Origin of the sequence: Serratia bockelmannii (assembly GCF_051803255.1) — a bacterium.
In the GTDB taxonomy this organism is placed as follows: domain Bacteria; phylum Pseudomonadota; class Gammaproteobacteria; order Enterobacterales; family Enterobacteriaceae; genus Serratia; species Serratia bockelmannii.
In genome coordinates, this window is sequence record NZ_CP196512.1 from 3400620 (window position 1) to 3424629 (window position 24010).

At 62.5% G+C, this 24010-nt stretch carries 20 protein-coding genes; 7 read left to right on the forward strand and 13 right to left on the reverse strand.

Annotated features, from left to right (window positions below; translation table 11 throughout):
• Window positions 1-68: 68 nt before the first annotated feature.
• Both ACSJLU_RS16250 and ACSJLU_RS16255 read right to left on the reverse strand, forming a co-directional pair.
• Complete coding sequence (locus tag ACSJLU_RS16250; RefSeq protein ID WP_380824648.1) at window positions 69-1013, reverse strand: NAD-dependent epimerase/dehydratase family protein; 945 nt, start codon at window positions 1011-1013, stop codon at window positions 69-71.
• Window positions 1014-1080: 67 nt separating this feature from the next.
• Window positions 1081-1911 carry an alpha/beta fold hydrolase gene (locus ACSJLU_RS16255; RefSeq protein WP_025303474.1) on the reverse strand — a complete coding sequence of 277 codons (831 nt, stop codon included), beginning with the start codon at window positions 1909-1911 and terminating at the stop codon, window positions 1081-1083.
• A 204-nt stretch (window positions 1912-2115) separates the two neighbouring features.
• On the opposite strand from ACSJLU_RS16255, the gene ACSJLU_RS16260 reads away from it, so the two are divergent.
• The 5 genes from ACSJLU_RS16260 (at window position 2116) to ACSJLU_RS16280 (ending at window position 10638) form a co-directional block, all read left to right on the forward strand.
• Window positions 2116-3540 carry a coniferyl aldehyde dehydrogenase gene (locus tag ACSJLU_RS16260; protein ID WP_380824641.1) on the forward strand — a complete coding sequence of 475 codons (1425 nt, stop codon included), beginning with the start codon at window positions 2116-2118 and terminating at the stop codon, window positions 3538-3540.
• A 259-nt stretch (window positions 3541-3799) separates the two neighbouring features.
• Window positions 3800-5995 (forward strand): catalase/peroxidase HPI, encoded by a 2196-nt coding sequence (gene katG / locus ACSJLU_RS16265; RefSeq protein ID WP_197825211.1) that lies wholly within the window; start codon window positions 3800-3802, stop codon window positions 5993-5995.
• 528 nt (window positions 5996-6523) lie between these two features.
• On the forward strand, window positions 6524-7423 hold the full coding sequence (locus ACSJLU_RS16270; protein ID WP_380824637.1) for a glyoxalase: 900 nt from the start codon (window positions 6524-6526) through the stop codon (window positions 7421-7423).
• 40 nt (window positions 7424-7463) lie between these two features.
• The gene (locus tag ACSJLU_RS16275) at window positions 7464-8753 is read left to right on the forward strand and encodes an alginate export family protein (protein ID WP_043143120.1); all 1290 of its coding nucleotides are present in this window, start codon (window positions 7464-7466) and stop codon (window positions 8751-8753) included.
• Window positions 8754-9255: 502 nt separating this feature from the next.
• Window positions 9256-10638: a serralysin family metalloprotease gene (locus tag ACSJLU_RS16280; protein ID WP_197825209.1), complete on the forward strand. Its 1383-nt coding sequence runs from the start codon at window positions 9256-9258 to the stop codon at window positions 10636-10638.
• A 107-nt stretch (window positions 10639-10745) separates the two neighbouring features.
• On the opposite strand, the gene ACSJLU_RS16285 is transcribed toward ACSJLU_RS16280, so the two are convergent.
• The 6 genes from ACSJLU_RS16285 to ACSJLU_RS16310 form a co-directional block, all read right to left on the reverse strand.
• Window positions 10746-11798, reverse strand: a complete 1053-nt coding sequence (locus ACSJLU_RS16285) for an NAD(P)H-dependent flavin oxidoreductase (RefSeq protein WP_049209250.1) — start codon at window positions 11796-11798, stop codon at window positions 10746-10748.
• Window positions 11799-11894: 96 nt separating this feature from the next.
• A complete protein-coding gene (locus ACSJLU_RS16290) occupies window positions 11895-13505 on the reverse strand; it encodes an MFS transporter (protein WP_049203315.1) in 1611 nt (536 codons plus the stop codon).
• On the reverse strand, window positions 13498-13923 hold the full coding sequence (locus tag ACSJLU_RS16295) for a DoxX family protein (protein ID WP_043143109.1): 426 nt from the start codon (window positions 13921-13923) through the stop codon (window positions 13498-13500). Before ACSJLU_RS16295 ends, ACSJLU_RS16290 begins: the two co-directional genes overlap by 8 nt.
• Window positions 13924-13932: 9 nt before the next feature.
• Entirely contained in the window at window positions 13933-14763 is an 831-nt protein-coding gene (locus ACSJLU_RS16300) for an alpha/beta fold hydrolase (RefSeq protein ID WP_043143107.1), read from the reverse strand.
• Between the two features lie 142 nt (window positions 14764-14905).
• Window positions 14906-16300: an MFS transporter gene (locus tag ACSJLU_RS16305; protein ID WP_170852885.1), complete on the reverse strand. Its 1395-nt coding sequence runs from the start codon at window positions 16298-16300 to the stop codon at window positions 14906-14908.
• 174 nt (window positions 16301-16474) lie between these two features.
• Window positions 16475-17665: a sugar transporter gene (locus tag ACSJLU_RS16310; protein ID WP_142590221.1), complete on the reverse strand. Its 1191-nt coding sequence runs from the start codon at window positions 17663-17665 to the stop codon at window positions 16475-16477.
• 268 nt (window positions 17666-17933) lie between these two features.
• Here ACSJLU_RS16310 and ACSJLU_RS16315 point away from each other — a divergent pair, with 268 nt between their 5' ends.
• The gene (locus ACSJLU_RS16315) at window positions 17934-18620 is read left to right on the forward strand and encodes an aspartyl/asparaginyl beta-hydroxylase domain-containing protein (RefSeq protein WP_025303486.1); all 687 of its coding nucleotides are present in this window, start codon (window positions 17934-17936) and stop codon (window positions 18618-18620) included.
• Window positions 18621-18637: 17 nt separating this feature from the next.
• Here the strand turns inward: ACSJLU_RS16315 and ACSJLU_RS16320 are convergent, their stop codons facing one another.
• Window positions 18638-19585, reverse strand: coding sequence for an aromatic alcohol reductase (locus tag ACSJLU_RS16320; RefSeq protein ID WP_380824619.1), 948 nt, complete (start codon window positions 19583-19585; stop codon window positions 18638-18640).
• 86 nt (window positions 19586-19671) lie between these two features.
• Between ACSJLU_RS16320 and ACSJLU_RS16325 the strand changes: the two genes are divergently transcribed.
• A complete protein-coding gene (locus tag ACSJLU_RS16325; RefSeq protein ID WP_342101841.1) occupies window positions 19672-20094 on the forward strand; it encodes a winged helix-turn-helix transcriptional regulator in 423 nt (140 codons plus the stop codon).
• A gap of 30 nt (window positions 20095-20124) precedes the next feature.
• Here ACSJLU_RS16325 and ACSJLU_RS16330 read toward each other — a convergent pair whose 3' ends face one another.
• The 4 genes from ACSJLU_RS16330 to ACSJLU_RS16345 are packed head-to-tail and all read right to left on the reverse strand — an operon-like array spanning window position 20125 to window position 23921.
• The gene (locus ACSJLU_RS16330; protein ID WP_025303489.1) at window positions 20125-20841 is read right to left on the reverse strand and encodes an ABC transporter ATP-binding protein; all 717 of its coding nucleotides are present in this window, start codon (window positions 20839-20841) and stop codon (window positions 20125-20127) included.
• Window positions 20838-21713 carry an ABC transporter ATP-binding protein gene (locus tag ACSJLU_RS16335; protein WP_342101839.1) on the reverse strand — a complete coding sequence of 292 codons (876 nt, stop codon included), beginning with the start codon at window positions 21711-21713 and terminating at the stop codon, window positions 20838-20840. The genes ACSJLU_RS16330 and ACSJLU_RS16335 overlap by 4 nt, the downstream gene beginning before the upstream one ends.
• On the reverse strand, window positions 21710-22996 hold the full coding sequence (gene livM / locus ACSJLU_RS16340) for a high-affinity branched-chain amino acid ABC transporter permease LivM (protein WP_193402883.1): 1287 nt from the start codon (window positions 22994-22996) through the stop codon (window positions 21710-21712). The genes ACSJLU_RS16335 and livM overlap by 4 nt, the downstream gene beginning before the upstream one ends.
• Window positions 22997-23006: 10 nt before the next feature.
• A complete protein-coding gene (locus tag ACSJLU_RS16345; protein ID WP_004928592.1) occupies window positions 23007-23921 on the reverse strand; it encodes an ABC transporter permease subunit in 915 nt (304 codons plus the stop codon).
• Window positions 23922-24010: the final 89 nt, after the last annotated feature.

The window sequence follows — 24010 nt, forward strand, 5'->3', positions numbered from 1 at the left end:
CTTAATGGCTCGAGTGGGCCGGCAGCCCAGCGTAGCGCGCTATGGCTAGCCCTGGCGCGGCGGGTATCTTAACGCCGCGCTTGCGCGTTCTTCCACTCCCGCCAAATCGTTTCCAGCCCGGCGCGATACGTCGTGACGGCGAAGTCGGGAAAGCGCTGCTTGAACTTGGTCGAGTCGAACAGGTTGTCGTGCTCGTAGCGCGGCAGCAGCTCGCGCATCTCACGCGCTCCGGATGAAACCAGCCCTGCGGCGATCAACGCCCATTTGCCGATGACGGAATATGAAATGTCCTTCCCAAACACCTCGCAGGCCAAGGCGGCGAACTGCGCATAGGTGAGCCGTTCGTCGCAGCACGGCAAATGCCACGTCTGGCCGAACGCGTCGGGCGTATTGCCGAGCCGGGCTAACCCGCGGCTGGCGTCGGGCGTCCAGATCATCGTGCGCAGCCTGTCGTCGCGAACCGGCACGCGCGGTTTTCCCCCCGCTTTCAGCCTGTCGACGATCAACGCGTTGGTGAAGCTCTGCGTTTTCCCCGGCCCATAAAACTCAGGAGCACGGCCGATCAGCACGGGGATCTGCTTGCGCTTCATCTCGTCGAGCACCTTCTCGGTCATCAGAGCGCGCACCCGTCCCTTGCGGCCCCGTGGCGCGAACGGCGTCGATTCCGTCTGCAGTTCGCCGTTCTGCGGATACATGTAAGTATTGTCGAAATAGACGAAGGGCACGCCTGCGGTACGGCTGGCGTCCAGCGCATTCTGCAGCATGGTCGGAAATTGCCGCTCCCACAGCGCCGAATCCGGCGGCAGGCCGGCGGCGAAATACACCACGTCGCTGCCCTTCACCGCCGCCAGGGTCTGCTGCGCGTCGAGCAGGTCGGCCGCGACCAGCGTATCGCTGTCGTTGACCTTCTTCGGGTTGCGGCTGACCAATCTTAAATCATCGGTGTACGCGCGCTTCAGTTCACGCGCCAGCTCTTGGGCGATCTGGCCACTGGCGCCCAGGATCGTTTGCATTTCCGTTCCTCATCGTAATGAAAAAAGCTCCGCCCACTCAGGGCGGAGCAAAAGTGCTTGTTCGCGCTTAACTGTTCACGAACGCCAGCAGATCGGCGTTGACCTGATCGGCATGGGTGGTCGGGATGCCGTGCGGCGCGCCCTTATAGGTATGGAGCGTGCCGTTTTGCACCAGCTTGGCCGAGAGCACGCCGGAATCCTGATAAGGCACCACCTGGTCGTCATCGCCGTGGATCACCAGCACCGGAATGGCAATCTTCTTGAGATCTTCGGTGAAATCGGTCTGCGAGAAGGCGACGATGCCGTCATAGTGCGCCTTGGCGCCACCCATCATGCCCTGCCGCCACCAGTTCCAGATAATCGCCTCCGACGGTTTGGCACCCGGGCGGTTATAGCCATAGAACGGGCCGGCCGGCACGTCGTAATAGAACTGCGCCCGGTTGGCGGCCAGCTGCGCCTGGAAATCATCGAATACCGATTTTGGGGTGCCCTGCGGATTGGCGTCGGTTTTCACCATCAGCGGCGGCACCGCGCTGATCAGCACCGCTTTGGACACCTTGTCCTCGCCGTGGCGCACGATATAGCGCACCACCTCGCCACCGCCGGTCGAGTGGCCTACGTGCATGGCGCCCTGCACGCCCAGGTGTTTTACCACCGCGGCGACGTCATCGGCGTAATGATCCATGTCGTGCCCTTCCCACACCTGGCTGGAGCGGCCGTGGCCGCGGCGATCGTGCGCAACCACGCGGAACCCTTTGTTCACGAAGAACAGCATCTGGGCATCCCAGTCATCGCTGGACAGCGGCCAACCGTGGTGGAAGTAGATAACCTTGCCGTTTTTTGGGCCCCAATCCTTGTAGAAAATCTCGACGCCATCGCTGGTCGTTACATAACCCATGTCGTTTCTCCCATTTACACTATGGTTAAAAAAGAAGGTTTATACTGCGCGCGGCGCCGGGATCTCTGGCTCCCTCATCCCGGTTGGCCGACGATCTTGCGTTGATCGTTTAACGAGTATAGGTTTAAAGTTCACTTTAAGGTCAATAGTGGCCCGGCAAGCGGTATTTCCCTCAGTAACGCGATCGGCATCAGGAGAATTCAAGTGCAGGGAGATGACATCCTCATGACGATGGAGCCGTGGCTTGCCGCCCAGCGCCACGCCTTCCTGCGCGACGGCGCGCCGACGATGCAACAGCGCAAGGCCGCCCTGCGCCGCTTGCGAAGCGCCATTCTGGCCCAGCGCGCCGCGCTGGCGGCGGCCGTCAGCGCGGACTTCGGCCACCGTTCGCCTTACGAAACCGACATTCTGGAGATTCTGGTTACCGTTCAGGCGATCGATTACCTGCTGCGCAACCTGAAACGCTTCATGAAGCCGGAGCGCCGCCACGTCGCCCTGCCGTATCAGGCCGCACGCGCCTATGTGCAATATCAGCCCAAGGGCGTGATTGGCATCATGGCGCCGTGGAACTATCCCTTCTCGTTGACCTTCATCCCGCTGGCCACCGCGCTGGCCGCCGGCAACCGCGTGATGCTGAAACCTTCGGAGCTCACGCCACATACCAGCCGCCTCATCGAAACGATGCTGGCGGCGCTGTTTCCCGCCGATGAGGTCGCCGTCGTGACCGGCGGGCCGGACGTCGGGGCCAAATTCAGCGAGCTGGCGTTCGACCATCTGGTGTTCACCGGCAGCACGGCGATCGGCCGTCAGGTCATGCAGGCGGCCGGCAAACATCTGGTGCCGTTAACGCTTGAACTGGGCGGCAAAAGCCCCGCCGTCATGGCGCGCGGCGCGGTTAACGCCAGAAACGTCAAGAGCGTGGCGTTCGGCAAGCTGTCAAACGCGGGCCAAACCTGTATCGCGCCCGATTACCTGCTGGTTCATCAGGACGATCTGGCAAGCTTCATGGCGCTCTATGACGCGGCGGTTAAAAGCTTTTATCCCGACGGGCCAACCGGCGACGACTACGGCGCCATCATCAACGACAGGCACTACCACCGCTTGCACGATCTGCTCGCCGATGCCCAGGCGCGGGGCGCGCAAATCCATCCGGTCGGCCACCGCCCGGACTCGGCGTCTGAACGGCCGAACACGCTGGCCCCTACGCTTATCGTCGGCGCCCCTGATGACAGCGCGATCATGCAAGAAGAGATCTTCGGGCCGCTGCTGCCGGTGCGCACCTACGCCGCCTTTGATGAAACGATCGACGTTATCAACGCCGGGCCGCGCCCGCTTGCGCTCTACTACTTCGGTCCGCCGGGCGAGGATCGGGACCGGCTGCTGGCGCGCACCACCTCCGGCAACGTCAGCGTTAACGCCACCCTACTGCATTTCGCCCAGGACGATCTGCCGTTCGGCGGCATCGGCCCCAGCGGCATGGGGGCCTGTCACGGCATCGAAGGATTTCGGGCGCTGAGCCACGCCAAAGGCGTCTTTATCCAGAGCCGCTGGCGTTTTACCGACCTCCTGCGCGCGCCGTTCGGCAAGCTGGCGGACGCGGTGCTCAAGGTTATGCTGCGGCGCCGATAACACGGCGTGTTGACTATCAATAGCACACCCATAAATCGCCGCAAGCTATCACAATATTCACTCATTCCTATTTTATCTCTCCGCCACCGCTGACTAAGCTTAGCCATGAGTCGCCTTTTGCCCGTTAGCGGCCGGGGCGATGCGAATCCATTGAGTTCAGTTATTTAGCGCAACACCCGACGCAAGCCTTACCCGCATGCCTTGTTAACCGCTCCACGCCCGGCGGCTGGAGCACCTTTATGGAAGCAGAGAGCGCATTATGACAACTGAAAGCAAATGCCCGTTTTCGGGCGGCAAGCAGCCCGCACCGCAGAACGGCCCCACCAATCAGGATTGGTGGCCTAATCAGCTCAGCCTGAAACCGCTGCACCAACATTCCCCCCTGTCCGATCCGATGGATAAAGACTTCAACTACGCCGATGCCTTCAACAGTCTCGATCTGGCGGCGGTCAAACAGGATCTGCACGCCCTGATGACCGACTCGCAGGAATGGTGGCCGGCAGACTTCGGCCACTACGGCGGCCTGTTCATCCGCATGGCCTGGCACAGCGCCGGCACCTACCGCATCGGCGACGGCCGCGGCGGCGCGGGCGAAGGCCAGCAGCGCTTCGCCCCGCTCAACAGCTGGCCGGACAACGTCAGCCTCGACAAGGCGCGTCGCCTGCTGTGGCCAATCAAACAGAAATACGGCCGCAACCTCTCCTGGGCAGACCTGATTATCTTGACCGGCAACGTGGCGCTGGAATCGATGGGCTTCAAAACCTTCGGCTATGCCGGCGGCCGCGCCGACACCTGGGAGCCGGACGACGTCTACTGGGGTTCTGAGAAGATCTGGCTGGAGCTGAGCGGCGGGCCAAACAGCCGTTACTCGGGAGACCGCGATCTGGAGGACCCGCTGGCGGCAGTGCAGATGGGCCTGATCTACGTCAACCCGGAAGGCCCGGACGGCAATCCCGATCCGGTGGCCGCCGCACGCGACATCCGTGAAACCTTCGCCCGCATGGCGATGAACGACGAAGAAACCGTGGCGCTGATCGCCGGCGGCCACACCTTCGGCAAGACCCACGGCGCCGGCCCGGCGTCTAACGTCGGCGCCGATCCGGAAGCCGCCGGGCTGGAGTCGCAGGGCCTCGGCTGGCACAGCACCTTCGGCACCGGCGTTGGCAAAGACGCCATCACCAGCGGCCTGGAAGTCACCTGGACCACCACCCCGACCCAGTGGAACCACGACTTCTTCCGCCACCTGTTCGAATACGAATGGGAGCTGACCCAAAGCCCGGCCGGCGCGCACCAGTGGGTGGCGAAAGACATCGGCGAAACCATTCCCGACGCCTTCGATCCCAACAAGAAACGCCGCCCGACCATGCTGACCACCGACCTGTCGCTGCGCTTCGATCCGGCCTACGAGAAGATTTCGCGCCGTTTCTATGAGCATCCGGAAGAGTTGGCCGACGCCTTCGCCCGCGCCTGGTTCAAGCTGACCCACCGCGATATGGGGCCGCGCGCGCGCTACCTCGGCCCGGAAGTGCCGCAGGAAGAGCTGATTTGGCAGGATCCGATCCCGGCGGCCGATCATCCGCTGATCGACGAGCAGGACATCGCCGCGCTGAAAAACGCCGTGCTGGCTTCCGGCCTGCCGGTGTCGGTGCTGGTCTCCACCGCCTGGGCTTCCGCTTCCAGCTTCCGCGGTTCCGACAAACGCGGCGGCGCCAACGGCGCGCGCATTCGCCTGGCGCCGCAAAAGGACTGGGCGGTCAACCAACCTGCGCAACTCGCCGCGACGCTGGCCAAGCTGGAGAGCATCCAACGCGCCTTCAACGACGCGCAGACCGGCGGCAAGCGCGTCTCGCTGGCGGATCTGATCGTGCTAGCCGGCGCGGCGGGCGTGGAACAGGCGGCGAAGAACGCCGGTTTCGCCCTGACGGTGCCGTTCGCCCCGGGCCGCATGGACGCCTCGCAGGAACAGACCGACGTGGACTCCTTCGAGGCGATGGAGCCGCTCGCCGACGGTTTCCGCAACTTCCTGAAGGGCAAATACCGCGTGCCGGCCGAAACGCTGCTGGTCGACAAGGCGCAGCTGCTGACCCTGACCGCGCCGGAAATGACGGTGCTGGTCGGCGGGCTGCGCGTGCTCGGCGCCAACGTTGGCGGCACGCAGCACGGCGTGTTCACCCAGCGGCCGCAGGCGCTGACCAACGACTTCTTCGTCAACCTGCTCGACATGGGCACCACCTGGCACCCGATCGGTGAAGACGGCCTGTTCGAAGGCCGCGATCGCCGCAGCGGCGCGGTCAAGTGGACCGGCACCCGCGTCGATCTGGTGTTCGGTTCGCACGCGCAGCTGCGCGCGCTGGCCGAAGTCTACGGCAGCGCCGACGCGCAAGAGAAGTTCGCCCACGACTTCGTCGCCGCCTGGAACAAAGTGATGAACCTCGATCGTTTCGATCTGGCGTAACGCCCCCCCAACGGCCTGCTTTGGCAGGCCGTTTTTTCTCCCGAGATCAGCACCGCTTCCGCTCCACGTCAGCCCTGTCAGGAGCCGCGATATTCTCTTTCCCCGCTTATTCGTATTTACTCAACAAGTCATATAAAAATTTGATGGGCGGCAATTCTTTTAATGCTGTATTTATATTTAGACGGCAATGAAGACCGTAAACTCAGCTGGCTCATGCGATATATCCCATCTAGGAGAACACCGTTATGGATTATCCTCGATTCACCTCAACACGCGGCGAAGCGGGCCTCATGACCACCGCCATTCCTTAGCGATAGCGGGCTGAGCCGGCAAAGGCGCCCCACCGTTCCACGCCCATAAAAAGAGATATTTTGCACCTGCGCGATATTCGCTTAGGCGCCAGAACATCGCCCTTATTTAATGTTTCACGACGCACATTGCGTTTTTCGTTTTTATTTTTCAGCCGACGGGAAAGCTCATAGGAAATTACGCTTCACTCAGGAAAATAACCGCTACCTGGAGGTCATCATGCAACATATTATCGGCATTTCTTCTCGTCGGCTGAGGATATCGGCCCTTGCGCTACTGCTCCCTACCGTATCATGGGCGGCCGATACGGCGCCTCTTGCCGTGGGGCCGCAATATGACACCACCCATGTCTACGTCGAACGCGGCAAGATGGACGCCTTTGTCGACAGCATCCTGAAAACCTTCGGCGGCACCAGTACCAAACGCGTGCTGGTCAACGTCACGCCCACCCCGAGCGAAACCTACTCCCAGCTGATACTGACGCCGGCCGGCAGCTTCTCGGTGTTCGATTTCAAAACGCAGATCCCGTACCCGTTCGGCGCCGAGCGCAACGGTTTTCTGGTCAGGGATATGGACGCCGCCATCCGGCAGGCCAGGGCCGCCGGCGCCGATGTGCAGGTTGCGCCTTTCGACGATCCGATCGGCCGCGACGCGGTGATCCAATGGCCCGGCGGTGTCAACATGCAGCTCTATTGGCACACCAAGGCGCCTGACTACAAGCCGCTGCTGAGCGTGCCGGAAAACCGCCTGTATCTCTCCGCCTACCGCGTCGACGATTTCCTGAAAAGCTACCAGGCGTTCTCACACGGCAAGGTCGTGAGCGACGAACAGGTCAGCGACACGGCGATCGGCCGTAACGGCAACGGCAAGATCCGCCAGATCGAACTGGACTCCCGCTTCGGCAAAACGCGCATTTTCGTCACCGACGGGCATCTGCCTTATCCGTTCGGCCATGAGCGCACCGGCTATGGCGTCGACGATCTGCAGGCCACGCTGGCCAAAGCGACGGCCAGCGGCGCGCAGGTGCTGTGGCATTCGACGGCGGCGGAACGCCGCGCCTCGGCGCTGGTGCGTTTCCCCGGCGGCTATATCGCCGAAATTCACCAGACGGCTAAATAAACCCAAGGCGCGCTGCGGCGCGCTTTTTCTTCGGATATTCATGATGAAACGCACGCTACCCGCACTGTTGCTGTTCTCCACGCTCCCCGCGCTGGCGGCGGAGCCCGCCGCTTCCCCCTGGAAAAACATCCCGTTGGGCGATGCGGCCACCTTATCTTTCGACGGTTCATTGCGCGAGCGCTATGAATGGACGGATCAACGGGATCTGAGCGGCGGACGCGACGACACTTTCATGCAGCGCTTGCTGGTTGGCGCGCGCCTCGACTACGGCGACTATGTCGGCGCCTATGTGCAGGTGGGATCGTCGCTGGCCACCCCGCGCGATCGCGGGCGCAAGCCGACCGACGAAGATCATGCTTATCTCGGCCAGGGCTATGTGGACTTAAAACTGCCCACCGCCTACGGCCTCGGCACCCTGCGGGCCGGCCGCCAGGAGATTGCGCTGGGCTCGCTGCACCTGCTGGGCACCCGCGACGGCCCCAACGTGCGCCGTTCCTTCGATGCTATCCGCGCCAGTTGGGCCAAGGATAAAAACCGCCTCGACGCCTTTATCGGCCATCCCGTCACCCTCAAAACCGGCAGTTTCGACGACGATACTGACAACAGCCAAAAGGTCTGGGGGCTGTACGGCACCACGCCGCTGGCAGCGCTGGCCTCCTCGCTCGATCTCTACACCTTCGGCTTTGAGGATAACGACGTCCACTACGCGCAGCTCAGCGGGCAAGAGCGGCGCTATACCCTCGGCGCACGCATTTTCGGCGCGGCACAGGGGTTCGACTGGGATAATGAAGCCGCCTGGCAGTTCGGCAGCGCAGAACAGCGTGACATCCGCGCCTGGTCGGCGTCGGCGCACGCCGGCTATACGGTCAACGACTGGCGCTGGCAACCGCGCTTCGGCGGCAAGATTGGCATCGCCAGCGGCGATAAAAACGGTCACGATGGGCAGCTCAACACCTTTAACGCCATGTACCCCAAGCTGCCCTACCTGACCGAGAACGGGCTGGTGGCGCCGGCTAACCTGATCGCCATCCATCCTTCGGTCACGATTATGCCGTGGCAAACCCTGGCCATCGACTTCAGCTGGGACGCGTTGTGGCGGCAACGCCGCGAGGATGCCTTCTACCTCGGGCCAATGCGCCCGGTGAAGGGCAGCGCGCAGGGCTCGCGCTTTATCGGCAACCAGTATCAGGTTGAAACGACCTGGACACCGCGCAGCGATCTTCAGTTCAAGGTGGCCTATGTCTACTTCGACGTCAGCAACAGCCTGCAGCAACATGCCGGGCTGAAAAACATGAACTTCGTGCTGGCGCAGGGCACCTACAGTTTTTAAGTATCAGGTAAGTTAATCGGTGTACGCGGACGCCCTTAATAATCCCGTACTCAATTAATGCCGAGCGCCGGCGAGTAGCCGCCCATATGCATTGCGGCAATGGCGGCTACTCGCCGCCATTCACAGATAAAAGCTAAATAAAAGCAAAAAGATAAATCAATCACGTAAACTCCGCTAGCCAATTACAGTGTAATATTAAATAAACATTTAATTCCACCTGGTTATTTAAGCACGCCTTTTACGCATATCTTATGTAAAAGATTCATATAAGAATAACTCATTAATGAAATAACTGTGTTTATACTGCTTTAACTCAATCACAGTGCACAATTAATTCCTCACCGTGATTAATGATAAGGATATATTCCGCTTGAACGCAATATTCAAGCCAGACCAAGGAGGCAAGCCAATGATATCACATTAATTACCCCTGATTTTCAAACCTGTGTACGAGCATATAGAGCGTTAGGTGCAATATTGTCAACGTCCAAAGGAGTTTGATATGTCATTAGCGACCGATAAGATTTCCGATTATTTAACCCGTTATGAAAGAGGCGATCACGCGGGGAGCAGTAAACCGTCATATACCACGCAAGAGGTTTCAGATCTGCTGCTGAGGAGCCATTATTCCGCCAATGGCAAAGGCGTGACCGACCATGCGGCTACCTTGACCTACTCTTTCCCCGTCTATACCGACAGCGACAAGACGGGCGCCGCGCAGCTTACCGCCGCCCAGCAAGCCCAAACCAAGCTTTCATTGCAATCCTGGTCGGATGTGGCCAACATCACGTTCACCGAGGTTAAAGGCAACGACGCGAAAAATGCAGATATCAAGTTTGGTTTTTATAAGGCGGCCAGCGGGGGCAATTACACCTCGTATGAAAGTACGCAGAGCAATCTCAAAAGCACCATTTGGATCAGCGGCAATAACGGCTACGACGCCTCCAATCCGCAAACCAATAACTACGCCAGGGATACGCTGACTCATGAAATAGGGCATGCGTTGGGGCTTTCTCATCCCGGCAATTATGATGCGTCAAATGCCACCTACCCCACCTACGCCAACTCGGCGAAGTATTATGAAGACGACCATCAATATTCTTTGATGAGCTATTTTAACGAACAATACACCAGCGCTGACTATAAAGGCATTTGGCCATCAGGGCCGCAGCTGGATGATATTACCGCCATACAGAAGCTTTACGGCGCGAATACCACCACGCGCACCGGCGATACCACCTATGGTTTCAACTCGAATACGGACAGAGACTTTCTGAGCGTTAAGGCGTCCACGGACAAAATCGTGGCGGCTATCTGGGATGCCGGCGGCAATGACACGCTGGATTTTTCAGGCTACAGCCAGGATCAGCGCATCAACATTAACGAAGGCGCATTCTCTGATGTGGGCGGCTTGAAGGCAAATATCGCCATCGCCTACGGCGCGCAGATTGAAAATATCATCGGCGGCAGCGGCGCAGACATTTTAGTGGGCAACGCGCTGAACAATACGCTAAAAGGCGGTGCAGGCAACGACATCATTTACGGTGCCGGCGGCGCCGATCAGCTCTGGGGCAATGCAGGCGCGGACACCTTCGTCTTCCGCGAAGCCGGCGACAGCCAAGCCGCCGCGCCGGATTGGATCCGCGATTTCCAGACGGCGGTGGATAAAATCGATCTGTCGTGGCTCAACCAGACGGCTAAGGCCGACGGGAGCGAGCTGCACTTCGTGGATAGTTTAAGCGGCTCGTTGTATGAAGCGGCACTGAATTATGACGCGCAGCAGAATGTCACCGATCTGGCCATCAATCTCTCCGGCAATCAATTACCTGATTTCCTTGTCAAAATCGTTGGGCATGTCGACGCTTCCGCCGATATTCTCGTCTAGCCAAGGCAAACCCGCAGTCCGGCCTTCACGCCGGACTGTTCATCTCTTCTCAGGCCTCACCCCGGCGTCTTTTTACATTGCCACAGCAATAAATCGCGCAGACGAGCTCACACCGCTTCCAGCTCCGCCGCCAGGGTGGCGACCAGCTCCGCCGCCGGCATCGGTCGCGCCAGGCCCACGCCCTGCCCGGCCCACAGCGACATAAACTCCCCGCGCCCGGCCTTGGCCGCCGCCTGGCGGATATCGCCGGTGAGCGCGTTCTGCACCGGATAAGGCAGGATCTGCGCCTCTTCCGCGCGCATCTGCCGCATGAAATCATTGACGATGCCGCGCGCCGGGCGGCCGCTGAAGGCGCGCGTCAGGCGCGTGCTGTCATCGCCGGCGTTGCGCAGCGCCGCCCGCCAGGCTTCGGCGATGCCCGACTCCGGGCTGCACAGGAACGCAGTGCCCAGCTGCGCCGCCTGCGCGCCCAGCAATTGCGCCGCTGCGATGCCGCGCCCGTTCATGATGCCGCCTGCGGCGATCGCCGGGATCTTCACCGCCGCCACCACCTGCGGCAGCAGGGCCATCAGGCCGACGCAGGATTGCTCAATGTCGCCGAGGAAGGTCGGGCGGTGGCCGCCCGCCTCCGCGCCCGAGACGCACACGAAGTCGGCGCCCGCCTCTTCCCAGGCGCGGGCTTCCGCCACCGTGGTGGCGGTGCCGATCACCCGCGAGCCGGCCTTCTTGAACTGCGTGACCGTGGCGCGCGGCAGCACGCCGAAGGTGAAGCTGACCACCGGCGGCGCCGCCTCCAACAGGGCCGCGATCTGGTCGCGGTTGTTTTCGGCGAATTGGATCGGCATGGGCGGCTCACTCAGCCCCAGCGCTTCGCGGAACGGCCGCAGCAGGTGCTGGGCGCGCTTGAGCTCGGCGAGATCCGGGTGCTGCTCATCGAGCAGAAACAGATTGATGTTGAACGGCGCGGCGGTCTGCGCGCGGATCTGCTGCACCCGTTCGAGGATCACCGCCGGTGAAAACAGCGCCGCCGCGCACGATCCCAGCGCCCCGGCGTTGCTCACCGCCACCGCCAACGCCGGCGGCGACGCGCCGTTCATCGGCCCCTGAACGATCGGATAGCGCAGCCCAAGCTCGCGGGCAAAAGCAGAAGGTGCCGTCATCAATGTGTCTCCCTGTGCTGACTACATTCGTCTTACGGCGGCCGCGCCGCCGAACCGACCAAAAGCATAGCACCTTCTCGCCGCCTGGCCGTGCAGTTAATGCTTCACCTGACGCCGGTCGAGCGACAGGAAGTGATGCACCACCGGTTTCTCAGGGCCAATGTGGAAGCGCAGCGCCTCCTGCTGCAGGTCGGCGTCGGCGTGCGACACCCGCTGGTGCTGCCGCAGGTGCTCCGCCCAGGACTCCACCAGGAACCACTCCATGATGCATTCCGGATCGCCGGTGTGCTCGGTGATGCCCCAGGCGTAAGCGCCATCGCGGCGGCGCGCCCGTTCCAGCATCAGCAGCGTGCGCAAGAACTGCGGCCGATCCTGTTCGCGGATGCGGTACTCCACCTGGATCATGACCGGGCCGCGATCGTTTTCAACCGGCGTGTTAACCAACGGCTCCGGCCAATGGTTCGACGGCTGCAGATCGGCCTCACCGGTCGGCAGACGCAGGCGGTGAAACAGCAGCCCCGCCGCCAACAGGCCGACGCCGCCGACCAGCAGCGTGGCGGCCACGCCCAGCTCCTGCGCCACCAGTCCCCACAGCAGGCTGCCCGCCGCCATCGCGCCGTTGAACACCATCAGGTAAATGGCCAGACCACGGCCGCGCACCCAGTTGGGCAGCACGCCCTGCGCCGCGCCGTTAAGCGTGGTCAGCGCGATAATCCAGCCGGCGCCCAGCACCAGCAGCAGCACCACCGCCAGCCACTGCGGCGGCGCCAGCGACAGGGCCGCCATCACCACGGCGGTGAGCACCGCCGCCAGCAACACCAGCCCGTCGGCATTCAGCCGCTGGCGCAGACGCGGCAGCACAATAGCCCCAAGGATCGCCCCGGCGCCTACCGCCCCCAGCAGAACGCCGTAGAAACCGGCACTGCCGCCCAGCATGCGGCGCGCCACCAGCGGCAACAGCGCCCAAACCGAGCTGGAGAAGGCGAAGAACACCGCCGCCCGCAGCAGCACCACGTGCAGCTCGCGGCTGGAGCGGGCATAACGCAGGCCGGCGCGGAAGGCACCGAAGAAATGCTCCGACAGCCCGCTGTCCTCGGCCTTCGGCCGCTTCCACCACAGCAGCGCCGCGATCACCAGCACATAGCTCATCACGTCCGCGCCGTAGGCCGCGCCGGCACCGAAGCTGGCCAACAGCAGGCCGCCGGCCGCCGGGCCGATGGAACGGGCGATGTTGATGCCCAGCGAGTTCAGCGCCACGGCGTTTTTCAGCTCGGTGCGCGGTACCAGCTCCGGCACGATCGCCTGCCAGGTCGGCCCCATCAGCGCCGCGCCGATGCCGCCGACGAAGGTCAGCGCCAGCAGGTATTCCACCGTCAGCGCGCCGGTCTGCGACAGCAGCAACAGGCTGCCGCTGACGCAGGCCAGCAGAATTTGCACGAAGATCAGAAAGCGCCGCCGATCGAGGATGTCCGACAATACCCCGGCCGGGATCGCCAGCAGGAACACCGGTAGCGTAGCGGCGGTCTGCATCAGCGCCACCGCCGAAGGGTTGCTCGACAGGTCGGTGATCAGCCACGAGCTGGCGACGTCGCGCATAAAGCTGCCGACGTTGCCGAGCACCGTGGCGCCCCACAGCACCGCAAATAATGGGATTTTCAGCGGCGCGAAGCCGCCCGCCGCCGCCTTGTTTTCCGTCTGTTCAGCCATCCGTTCGCTCCTTCAAATCGTTAAATGCCACCAGCAACAGCGCGCCGGCCAGCCCGAGGTGTTCAAAAAATCCGTTCATCATCTGGCCGCGCTCCGCCCCGTCGAACTGCCAGAACGGATTGGCCATCAGCGTCGCCATCAGGGTAAAACCGGCCAGCGCCAACGCGCCGAGCCAGCGATAAAAGCCGCTCAGGATCAGCGCCGACGCGGCCAGTTCCAGCAGCGTCACCAGCACGGCGAACAGCGCCGCCGGCTGCAGGCCGAAGTGGGTCATTTCGGCGATGGCGCCCTCAACGTTCAACGCCTTGACCAATCCGCCCTGAATATAGGCGGTACAAATCGCGAGCAGCAGCAGCCAGCGCACCGCGGGCGCATGCAGCCGCTGTACGCAGCGGGCGGCGATAGCAGTCAGGTTCATCGCGCCCCCTTAAAACGGCGAATTCTGGATGAAGGCCAGCAGATCGGCGTTGAAGCGATCGGGATCGACCTGCGCCAAACCGTGAGAACCGCCGGCGTAAACATTCAGCTCCGCCTGTTGCATAAGCTTAGCGGCTTTCAGCGCCGAGGCACCGATCGGCACGATCTGATCGGCGTCGCCGTGCACCAGCAGCGTCGGCTTGTCGATCGCCAGCAGATCGGCGGTGTAATCCACTTCGGAGAACGCGCGCACACACTCGTACTGCCCTTTCACGCCGCCCTGCATGCTCATCAGCCAGAAGTGGTCGATCAGCCCCGCATTGCTCTCCACCTCGTCGCAGTGGAGGCCATAGAACGGCACCGCCAAATCTTTGAAGAACTGCGAGCGGTTGCCCGCCACACCGCTGCGAATGCCGTCGAAGGCCGCCATCGGCGTACCCTCTGGGTTGACCGGCGTTTGCAGCATCAGCGGCGGTACGGCGCCGACCAGCACCACCTTCGCCACCCGATCGCTACCGTGACGGCCGATGTAGCGCGCCACTTCGCCGCCGCCGGTGGAATGGCCGACCAGGATCAGATCGCGCAGATCCAGCGTTTCGATCAGCAGGGCCAGATCGTCAGCGTATTGATTGATGTCGTTGCCGTGCCAGGTTTGATCGGAACGGCCGTGGCCGCGGCGATCGTGGGCGATCACGCGGAATCCGCTCTGGCCGAAAAACAGCAGCTGGTTGTCCCAGGCGTCGGCGGACAGCGGCCAACCGTGGGAGAACAGGATCGGCTGGCCGCGGCCCCAATCCTTATAGAAAATGCGTGCGCCATCGGGCGCGGTAAGGGTGCTCATGACGTGTTCCCCGCTCGGTATCGAATTGGATTTTGTACGGGTTAACAGTACGGCAGGCGCAAAGGCAGTGATAACGGAATAATTTTCGCATGATCGCGAATTTTTTTGCTGAAGAAGCCGGCGTCACCGCCGGCGCAAAACGTCAGATGTTTTCCAGATCGATGCCGCGCGTTTTCGGGCCGAACAGCCCGATCACCAGCATCACGATCAGCATGCTGGCAACGATAAACGCGATCACTCCCAGCGAACCGCCGTACTGCAAGATAATGCCGATGATGATGCTGCTGAACACCGTCGACAGGCGGCTGAAGGAGTAGCAGAAGCCGACGGCGCGGGCGCGGATATGGGTCGGGAAGATCTCGGACTGGTAAGAGTGGTAGCTGTAGGTCAGCCAGGCGTTGGACCAGGTGATGAAGAAGCCGCACAGGATCAGCCACAGCGGGTTGTTCTGCAGTGCGAACAGCGAGCCGAAGATCACCGTCACCAGGCAGGACAACACGATCTGCCACTTGTTCTCCATCTTGTCGGCGTAGAAGCTGCACAGCAGCGAGCCCAGCGGGTAAGCCAGCGTGATGAAGAAAGCGTACAGCAGGCTGTGGGTGACCGAAGCGCCCTTGCCCGACAGCAGCGCCGGTAGCCAGTTGCCGAAGCCGAAGAAACCGATGGCCTGAAAGAAGTTCATCACCACCAGCATCAGCGTGCGATCGCGATACTGCGGCGCCCAGATGTCGCGAAAGCGGCCGCGCAGCGGCGCCCCCTCGGCATCGTCCACCGGGCGCGACGGAAAATCCGTGGCCGCCACGCCGCAGCGCCGTTCCATGTCCCGCATCACCTGCCGGGCCTGCGCATAGCGCCGCTGCTGCACCAGCCAACGCGGCGACTCCGGCAGCCCCTTGCGCACCAGCCAGATCACCAGCGAAGCCAGCGCGCCGGCGATCACCACGTAGCGCCAGCCGCTCAGGCCCCAAATCGTCTGCGGCACCAGCCACCAGGACATCAGCGCCACCGCCGGTACCGACAGGAACTGCACGAAGAACGCGAAGGCAAAAGCCCGGGTGCGCAGATGCGCGGGCACCCACTCCGTCAGGTAGGTGTCGATGGTCACCAGCTCGATGCCGAGCCCGACGCCCACCAGAAAGCGCAGAAAGATCACCCATTCCGCCTGCTGTTGAAACGCCAACAGCAGCGAGAAGGCGCCGTACCAGATCAGGGCGAACATAAAGGTGGCACGCCGGCCGAAGCGATCGGCGTACGGGCTCAGCAGGCTGGCGCCGACGAACAGGCCAAGAAAGGTGGCAGAGGCGAAGGCCGCCTGGTCCGACACGCCGAAGACGCCCTGCGCGCCGGTGTGGAAAATGCCGTCGGCGATAAGGCCGGTGCTGATATAGCCGGTCTGGAACAGATCGTAGAGTTCGAAAAAGCCGCCCAGCGACAGCAGAATGATAAAGCGCCACAGGCCGGCCGACGCGGGCAAGGCGTCGATTCTGGCCGCCAAATCCCGCGCATGGATCGGCGACGCCGCTACAGAGTCACTCACCGTTAACCTCGCATTAACATTTTTGATGACTTTCTATGCTAGCGAAGCGGCGTCGGAGTTAAATTTTTAATTAGCAGACTATGAAAAAAAGTTAAGCATAAAACGCTGCAGCGGCCTGTTTTATAGCAGGAAAATGCAACCTGGGATGCTGCAGCGGTATCCCAAATCGGTGGCTTAACGGCTGGGGTGCTGCTGCAGCCGTTCGCTGCGGTAGACGCTCAGCAGGCACCAGCCGAGGGCGATCAGCGCCAGCGGCGCGGCGACGAAGCCGATATTGCCCATGCCCAGATGCAGGCTCACCTGGTTGCCCAGCAGCGCCCCGCTGCCGATGCCGAAGTTGTACAGGCCGGAGAAGATCGCCATCGCCACGTCGGTGGCGTCCGGCGCCAGGCTCAGCACTTTGGCCTGCATCGACAGGCCGATGGCCATGATCGCCATACCCCAGAAGATGCACAGCACGGTCAGGTGGCTTTCGCTGCCGGCGGCCGGCAACAGCAGCAGCAGGCTCAACGTCAGCAGCGCGATGGCGCCGATAAAGAAGCCGGAAGGGAAACGCTCGCTGTAGCGGCTGAACAGCAGGCTGCCGACGATGCCGGCGGCGCCGAACAGCAGCAGCATCAGCGTGGTGAAGTTCTCCGACAGCCCGGCCACGGTCTGGATAAACGGCTCGATGTAGCTGTAGGCGGTGAAGTGCGCCGTCACCACGATGATAGTCAGCATGTACAGCGCCACCAGCGCCGGGCGTTTGAACAGCAGCGGCACGCTGGCCAGCGAGCCGGAATGCTCGCTTTTCAGTACCGGCAGCAGGCGCCACAGCAGCACCAGCGCCAGGGTGGCGCACACCGCGATGCCGATAAAGGTCATGCGCCAACCGAGCAACTGCCCCACCACCCGCCCGAGCGGCAGGCCGAGCACCATCGCCAGCGCGGTGCCCCCCGCCAGCAGGCTCAGCGCCTGGGCTTTCTTGCCCGGCGGCGCCACGCGGATCGCCAGCGAGGCGGTGATCGACCAGAACACCGAGTGCGCCAGCGCCACGCCGGCGCGCGAGATAACCAGCGTGGTGAAGTCCCAGGCCACGGCGGTCAGCACGTGGCTGGCGATAAACAGCATGAACACGCCGATCAGCAGCTTGCGGCGCTCAATTTTGCTGGTCAGCAGCATGCACGCCAACGAGGCGGCGGCGACGATCCAGGCATAAATGGTAATGATCAGGCCGACCTGTTCGGTTTGCATCGAGAAGCTGGCGGCGATATCGCTCAGCAGACCGACCGGGATAAATTCGGTGGTGTTGAAGATAAAGGCCGAGACGGCGAGGATAACCACGCGCAACCAGGCGGTTGAGCGCGAAACGGGAGCGTGTTCCATGGTAAACAAAATCCGGACAGGTGCGGGCAAGTAGCGATATTTTAACCAACCGGCCCGCTAAATGCGATACGCGTCACACTTTAATTGTGTGGTTTTTTTCGCCGCATTTCGACACATTCGCAGACACACGGTTGCACAAATGCTGTGCTAATCTCTTGAAGCGTACCAATTTTTCCTGCCGCTCTTCCCCTCCGGCCGCCACACAGGACGCGCCGCGCCGAAGAACCGCGCGCAGTGTCCCTTTGGCGTTTTCTGAGGCGAGGTCATTATGTCTGCGATTTATGATTGGTCCGTGCTCGCATTGCGCAATGTTTACGATCGCCGCATTCAGGGCAAACCAGTGCTCGACAGCGCCGCGCTGTTCCCCGACGCCGAACGTTTCACCGCCCAATGGCGGCAGATCCGCGAAGAGGCGCTGACCGTCGCCCACGATCTGCACAATATTCCCCGTTTTCACGAGATCATGATCCAGCAGGAATCGATCTCCGCCAACGACGCGCGCGACTGGCGCATGTTCATCATGAAGGCCTACGGCCAGCCGATTGACCGCAACCTGGCGCGTTGCCCGACGCTGGCGGCGCTGATCGCTTCGTCGCCGGACGTACTGTCCGCCTCGCTCTCCTTCCTCGCGCCCGGCAAGCAGGTGCCGCCCCACCGGGGGCCGTTTCGCGGCATTCTGCGCGGCTATCTGGTGCTGGACATGCCCAAACGCGCCGACGGCGTACCCGCGGCGGTGCTGAAAGTGGACGGCCGCGAATACCGGCTGCACGAAGGGGAGTTCATGCTGTGGGACGATACCTTCGAACACGAGGTGTGGAACGACAGCCCGCAGGTGCGCACCGTGCTGCTGCTGGACATCCGCCGCCGCGACATGCCCGGCGGGCTGCGGCTGCTCTCCAGCGCCATCATCGCCCTGGTGCGGCTGAACGTGCGCTGGATGCAGCGCCAGTTCTGATTCCGGCGCTCAGGCGACTAACCGTCCTGAGAGATCGGCCATTGCTGCGCCAGCCACTGCTCGGCGGTGGTGGTGGCTATGCCCTGGCGCGCATTGAAGGTTTTCACCTTATCCCAGGCCACGCCGTCGGGGCGGGCGAAAGCCAGCCGGTATTTGGCGCCGACGTCGCGCGGATGGTTCCGCACCTCCTCCTGCAGCCGCTCTTTGTCCAACAAGACTCTGTTGACCTCAACGCCCCAGTGCGCCTGCATGACATCGGCAAGCTCGCGGTAGGTCAGCGTGTCCCCGGCGATATAGACTACCTGGTTGCGAAACGCGGGCCGATGGAAAAAAATCGCGGCCGTCAGCCGGCCAATGTCCGCGGGAGTGGTCAGCGTCACCGCGTAGCGCCAGTCGCCCAGCGCGCGCACCGTTTTGGTTGCCGCGTCCACCACGCCAAAGCCCGAGTCAAACAGGTAGCTGGTGAAAATGCCCGTGGAAACAATCACCCACTCCGTTGCGCTCTGCGCGCGCAGCAGGTGACGCACCTCGAGCTGTTCATCCCACACCGGCTGCCCGCTGCCTTTACCGACGACATCGTAGTCCACGCCGAACTGCCACGGGAAGTAGCGCGCCACGCCCGCTTGCAAGACGGCCTGGGTGATCTTTATCTGCGTGCCCGTCCCGCCGACAAAGCCGCTACAGTTGATCACCACGTCGAAGGAACGGAATAGCGCACTCAGCGCCTCCACGCCGTTTTGCTGCAGATCGCCTTCCACCACGGCGATACCGAGCCGCGCCAGCGCATCCCGCCGCGCACGATGCGGGCCGCTCTCGGCGCGGGCGGCCTCCGGCCGGAGCAGCACGCTGATTTTTAAAGCATGGTGTAACCGAGCCTGCCGGCTCATCGCACGCAATACCGGCAGCCCCAGTTCACCGGCGCCGAGTATGAGCACGGTATTGATAGATGGATTTGTGGATTTCATTCTTGCCTCCTGTCTTGACACTGCGTCATCCTGACAGCTGACAAAAACGGGTTCAATTAGGTACACGCGTGATACCGGAGAGGAATATGACGAGCGATCGGGAAGCGCTGCTGCAATTTTCGCAGGCGTTCTGTGAAGAACTGAGCAACGACGATGAAGGATTGAAGCGTGAGATCCTCGCGCATGCGGGCAACCGTTGGTCGCTGGGGGTATTGCATCTCCTGGGCACTCACGGGCCGCTGCGCCACGGCGAGATAAGCCGCCAACTGGCGGGCGTGACGCAGAGAATGCTGACGCGGACGCTGCGCCATCTCGAGCGGGACGGCCTGATATCGCGCTGCGATTATCAGGAAAAACTGCCCCGCGTGGTTTACACCATCACCGAGGCCGGGAAAGAGATGCTGCTCAACATGCTGCCGCTCTGGTCGTGGATTATCTCCTCCGCCGGCTCCTTCAGAGCGGCCCGCTCGCGCTACGATGATCAAGAACGAAGCGCCATCGAAGGATGAACGCGGGCATCCCTGCCCGTGGGGCGGCGCTCAGCCGCCGCCCAGATAGGCCTTTCTCACCTCCGGATCGTTCAACAGCTCCTGGCCGCTGCCGGTGAGGCGGATCTGGCCGTTGACCATCACATAACCGCGATCGGACAGCTTCAGCGCGTGGTTGGCGTTCTGCTCCACCAGAAACAGCGTCATGCCGCTGCGGGTCAGCTCGCGCAGCACGCCGAAGATCTGCCGCACCACGATCGGCGCCAGCCCCAGGCTCGGCTCGTCCAACAGCAGTAGCTTCGGCCGGCTCATCAGCGCGCGGGCGATCGCCAACATCTGCTGCTCACCGCCGGACATGGTCATCGCCCGCTGGTTGCGCCGCTCTTTCAGGCGCGGAAACAGCTCGAACATGCGCGGCAAATCCTCCTCCAGGTAGCGATTGCCGACGGTGATGGTGCCCATCAGCAGGTTCTCCTCTACGCTCATGTCCGGAAAGATGCGCCGCCCTTCCGGCGCCTGCGCGATGCCGCTGCTGGCAACAAAGTGCGTGGAGCGGCGGCTGATGTCCTCGCCGCCAAACAGGATCTGCCCGCCGGCGATGCGCGGCTGGCCGAAGATCGACATCAACAGCGTGGATTTGCCCGCGCCGTTGGCGCCGATCAGCGCCACCGTCTCCCCGGCGTTAACCTGCAACGACACCTTGCGCAGCGCCTGGATCGGCCCGTAAAACACGTCCACTTCGCGAAATTCCAGCATCGCCTCGCTCATCCCGCCAGCTCCTCTTCGTCCGCGCCCAGGTAGGCGGCGATCACCGCCTCGTTGTGCTGGATCTCCTGCGGCGTGCCGCGGGCGATCACGTCGCCGTGATCGAGCACGATCACCCGATCGGAGATCTCCATCACCATGCCCATATCATGCTCGATCAACAGCACCGTGATGCCGTGATGCTGGCGCAGGAAGCGGATAATGCGGCTCAGCGTGGCCGTCTCCACCGGGTTCAGCCCGGCGGCAGGCTCGTCGAGGCAGATCATCTCCGGCGCGGTGCACATGGCGCGCGCGATCTCCAGCCGCCGCTGCTGGCCGTAGGACATCTCCCCCGCCAGCCGGTTGGCGCAGTCCACCAGATCTACCACCTCCAGCCAGTAGAAGGCGTGATCGAGCGCGGCGCTTTCCGCCCGGCGGTAGCCCGGCGTATTCAGTACCCCGGCGATCAGGTTGCGGTTACTCTGCATGTGCTGCGCCACCAGCAGGTTCTCCACCACCGACATTTCGCGGAACAGGCGGATATTCTGGAAGGTACGCGCCAGCCCGGCGCGGTTGACCAGGTGGGTGCCGCCGAACATCTTGTAATAGAGGCGCGAACCGAGCCGCTTCGGGCGTATCCAATCACCGGCGCGAAACTTCTGCCCCAGCACCTGGATCACATCGGTTGGCCGCTTGTGGGTATTGAGCAGGATCGCGCCGCCGGTGGCGCGGTAAAAACCGGTCAGGCAGTTGAACACCGTGGTCTTGCCGGCGCCGTTGGGGCCGATCAGGGCGGTGATGGAGCCGCGCTCCACCTCCAGATTGACGTCGTTCAGCGCCTTGATGCCGCCAAAGCGCATCATCAGGTGTTCCACCCGCAAAATGGCGTCGTTCATGGCGCCACCCCCTTGCGTTCCGCAAAGCTGGCGCGGCTGATGCGCACCAGCCCGCGCGGCCGCCAGATCATCATCGCCACCATCAGCACGCCGAACAACAGCACCCGGTATTCGGCAAAGCTGCGCAGCAGCTCCGGCGCCACCGTCAGCACGAAGGCCGCCAGCACCACGCCAAGGGTAGACCCCATGCCGCCCAATACCACGATCGCCAGGATCAGCGCCGACTCGAAGAAGGTGAACGAGGTCGGGTTGACAAAGCCCTGATAGGTGGCGAAAAACACCCCCGCCAGCCCGGCGGTGGAGGCGCCCAGCATAAACGCCGACAGCTTCACCAGCACGTGGTTCAGCCCGAGAGAGCGGCAGGCGATCTCATCTTCGCGCAGCGCCTCCCAGGCGCGGCCGATCGGCATGCGCGTCAGCCGGTGCTTGATGTACAGCACCAGCAGCACCACCAAAAACAGCACCGCGTAGATGAAAATGAACTTGAGATTCGGGTTGTAATCGATGCCGAGAAACTCGTGGATCGGCACGCCGCCGTCTTTGGCGCGCCGGCCGAATTCCAGGCCGAACACCGTCGGCGCCGGCACCGAAATGCCGTTCGGCCCGCCGGTGAGCGACATCCAGTTGTTCAGCACCAGCCGGATGATCTCGCCGAACCCGAGCGTAACAATCGCCAGGTAGTCGCCGTGCATGCGCAGCACCGGGAAACCCAGCAGCGCGCCCGCCAACGCCGCCATCAGCGCCCCCAGCGGCAGCATCGCCCAAAACCCCAGCCCGAGATACTGGTAGCCCAACGCCAACCCGTAGGCGCCGATGGCGTAAAACGCCACGTACCCCAGATCGAGCAGCCCCGCCAACCCGACCACGATGTTCAGCCCCAGCCCGAGCAGCACGTAGATCAGGCCGAGGATCGCCACCGTCAGCAGGTATTTGGTGGCGACGAACGGGAACAGCAGCGCGATCGCCGCCATCAGCGGCAGGAACCAGCGCAGGTTGGATTTATAGCCCAGCGGCCGTACGTAGACGCCGTCGCTGCCGCCGTCGAAGCGCGCCAGCACTCTGCGCCCCGGCGCGGTTTGCAGGAACAGGCTCAGCAGCAGCCGTCCGGCCATCACCGCGACGATAATCCACACCAGCCGGTGCGGTTCGAAGTTGAAACTGTAGCCGTTCAGCACGATGCCGACGATCGGCCCGAACACGATCAGGGCGATCAGCCCGGCCAAGACGGCGTCCAGCAGGCTGCGTTTGACGTTCAGCCCGCCGTTGATCACGGATTGCGACATGGCGTTCTCCTTAAACCTTGGCGATCAGCGGCCGGCCGAGCAGCCCCTGCGGACGGAAGATCAGGATCGCCACCAGCAACCCGAAGGAGAACACGTCCTTGTAATCCGAGTTCACCATGCCGGCGAACTGCGCCTCCGCCACCCCGAGCAGCAGCCCGCCCAGCATCGCGCCCGGCAGCGAGCCGATGCCGCCCAGCACCGCGGCGGTGAAGGCCTTGATGCCGATGATAAAGCCGACGTAAAAATCGAAGGTGCCGTAGTTCATGGTGATCAGCACCCCGGCCAGCCCGGCCATGGCAGCACCGATCACAAACACCAGCGAGATCACCCGATCGGTATTGATGCCGAGAATCGAGGCCATTTTGCGATCCTGCTGGGTGGCGCGGCAGATGCGCCCTAGCCGGGTACGCTGAATGATGTAGGTGAGGATCGCCATGCCGAGCAGTGACGCCACCAGAATGAACACCTTGGTGTAGGTGATCTGCACCACGCCGCCGTCGAACTCCAGGCGGAACACGCCGCTCAGCAGCGTCGGGATGCCCTGCTGGCGCGGCCCCTGGCTTATCTGCGCGTAGTTTTGCAGGATTAACGACATGCCGATGGCGGAGATCAGCGGCGCCAGGCGGGTGGAGTTGCGCAGCGGCTTGTAGGCGATGCGCTCGATCACCCAGCCGTACACCCCGGTGATGACGATGGTGAACACCAGCGTGCCGAGGATCAGCAACGGGAACGAGTGCAGCCCGAAGAACGACAGCAGCGCCAAACCGATGGCGCACAGGTAGGCGGAGATCATGTACACCTCGCCGTGAGCGAAGTTGATCATGCCGATGATGCCGTAAACCATGGTGTAGCCGATGGCGATCAGGCCATACACCGCACCGAGGGTCAGGCCGTTGATCAGCTGTTGCAGAAAGAATACATCCATAATGAGCAGTCTCGCCTGGTAAGGCCGCCAACGCAGTCCGACGCGGCCCAAAGGTCATCGCGGAACGGGCTCGCCAGGGCGGCGAGCCC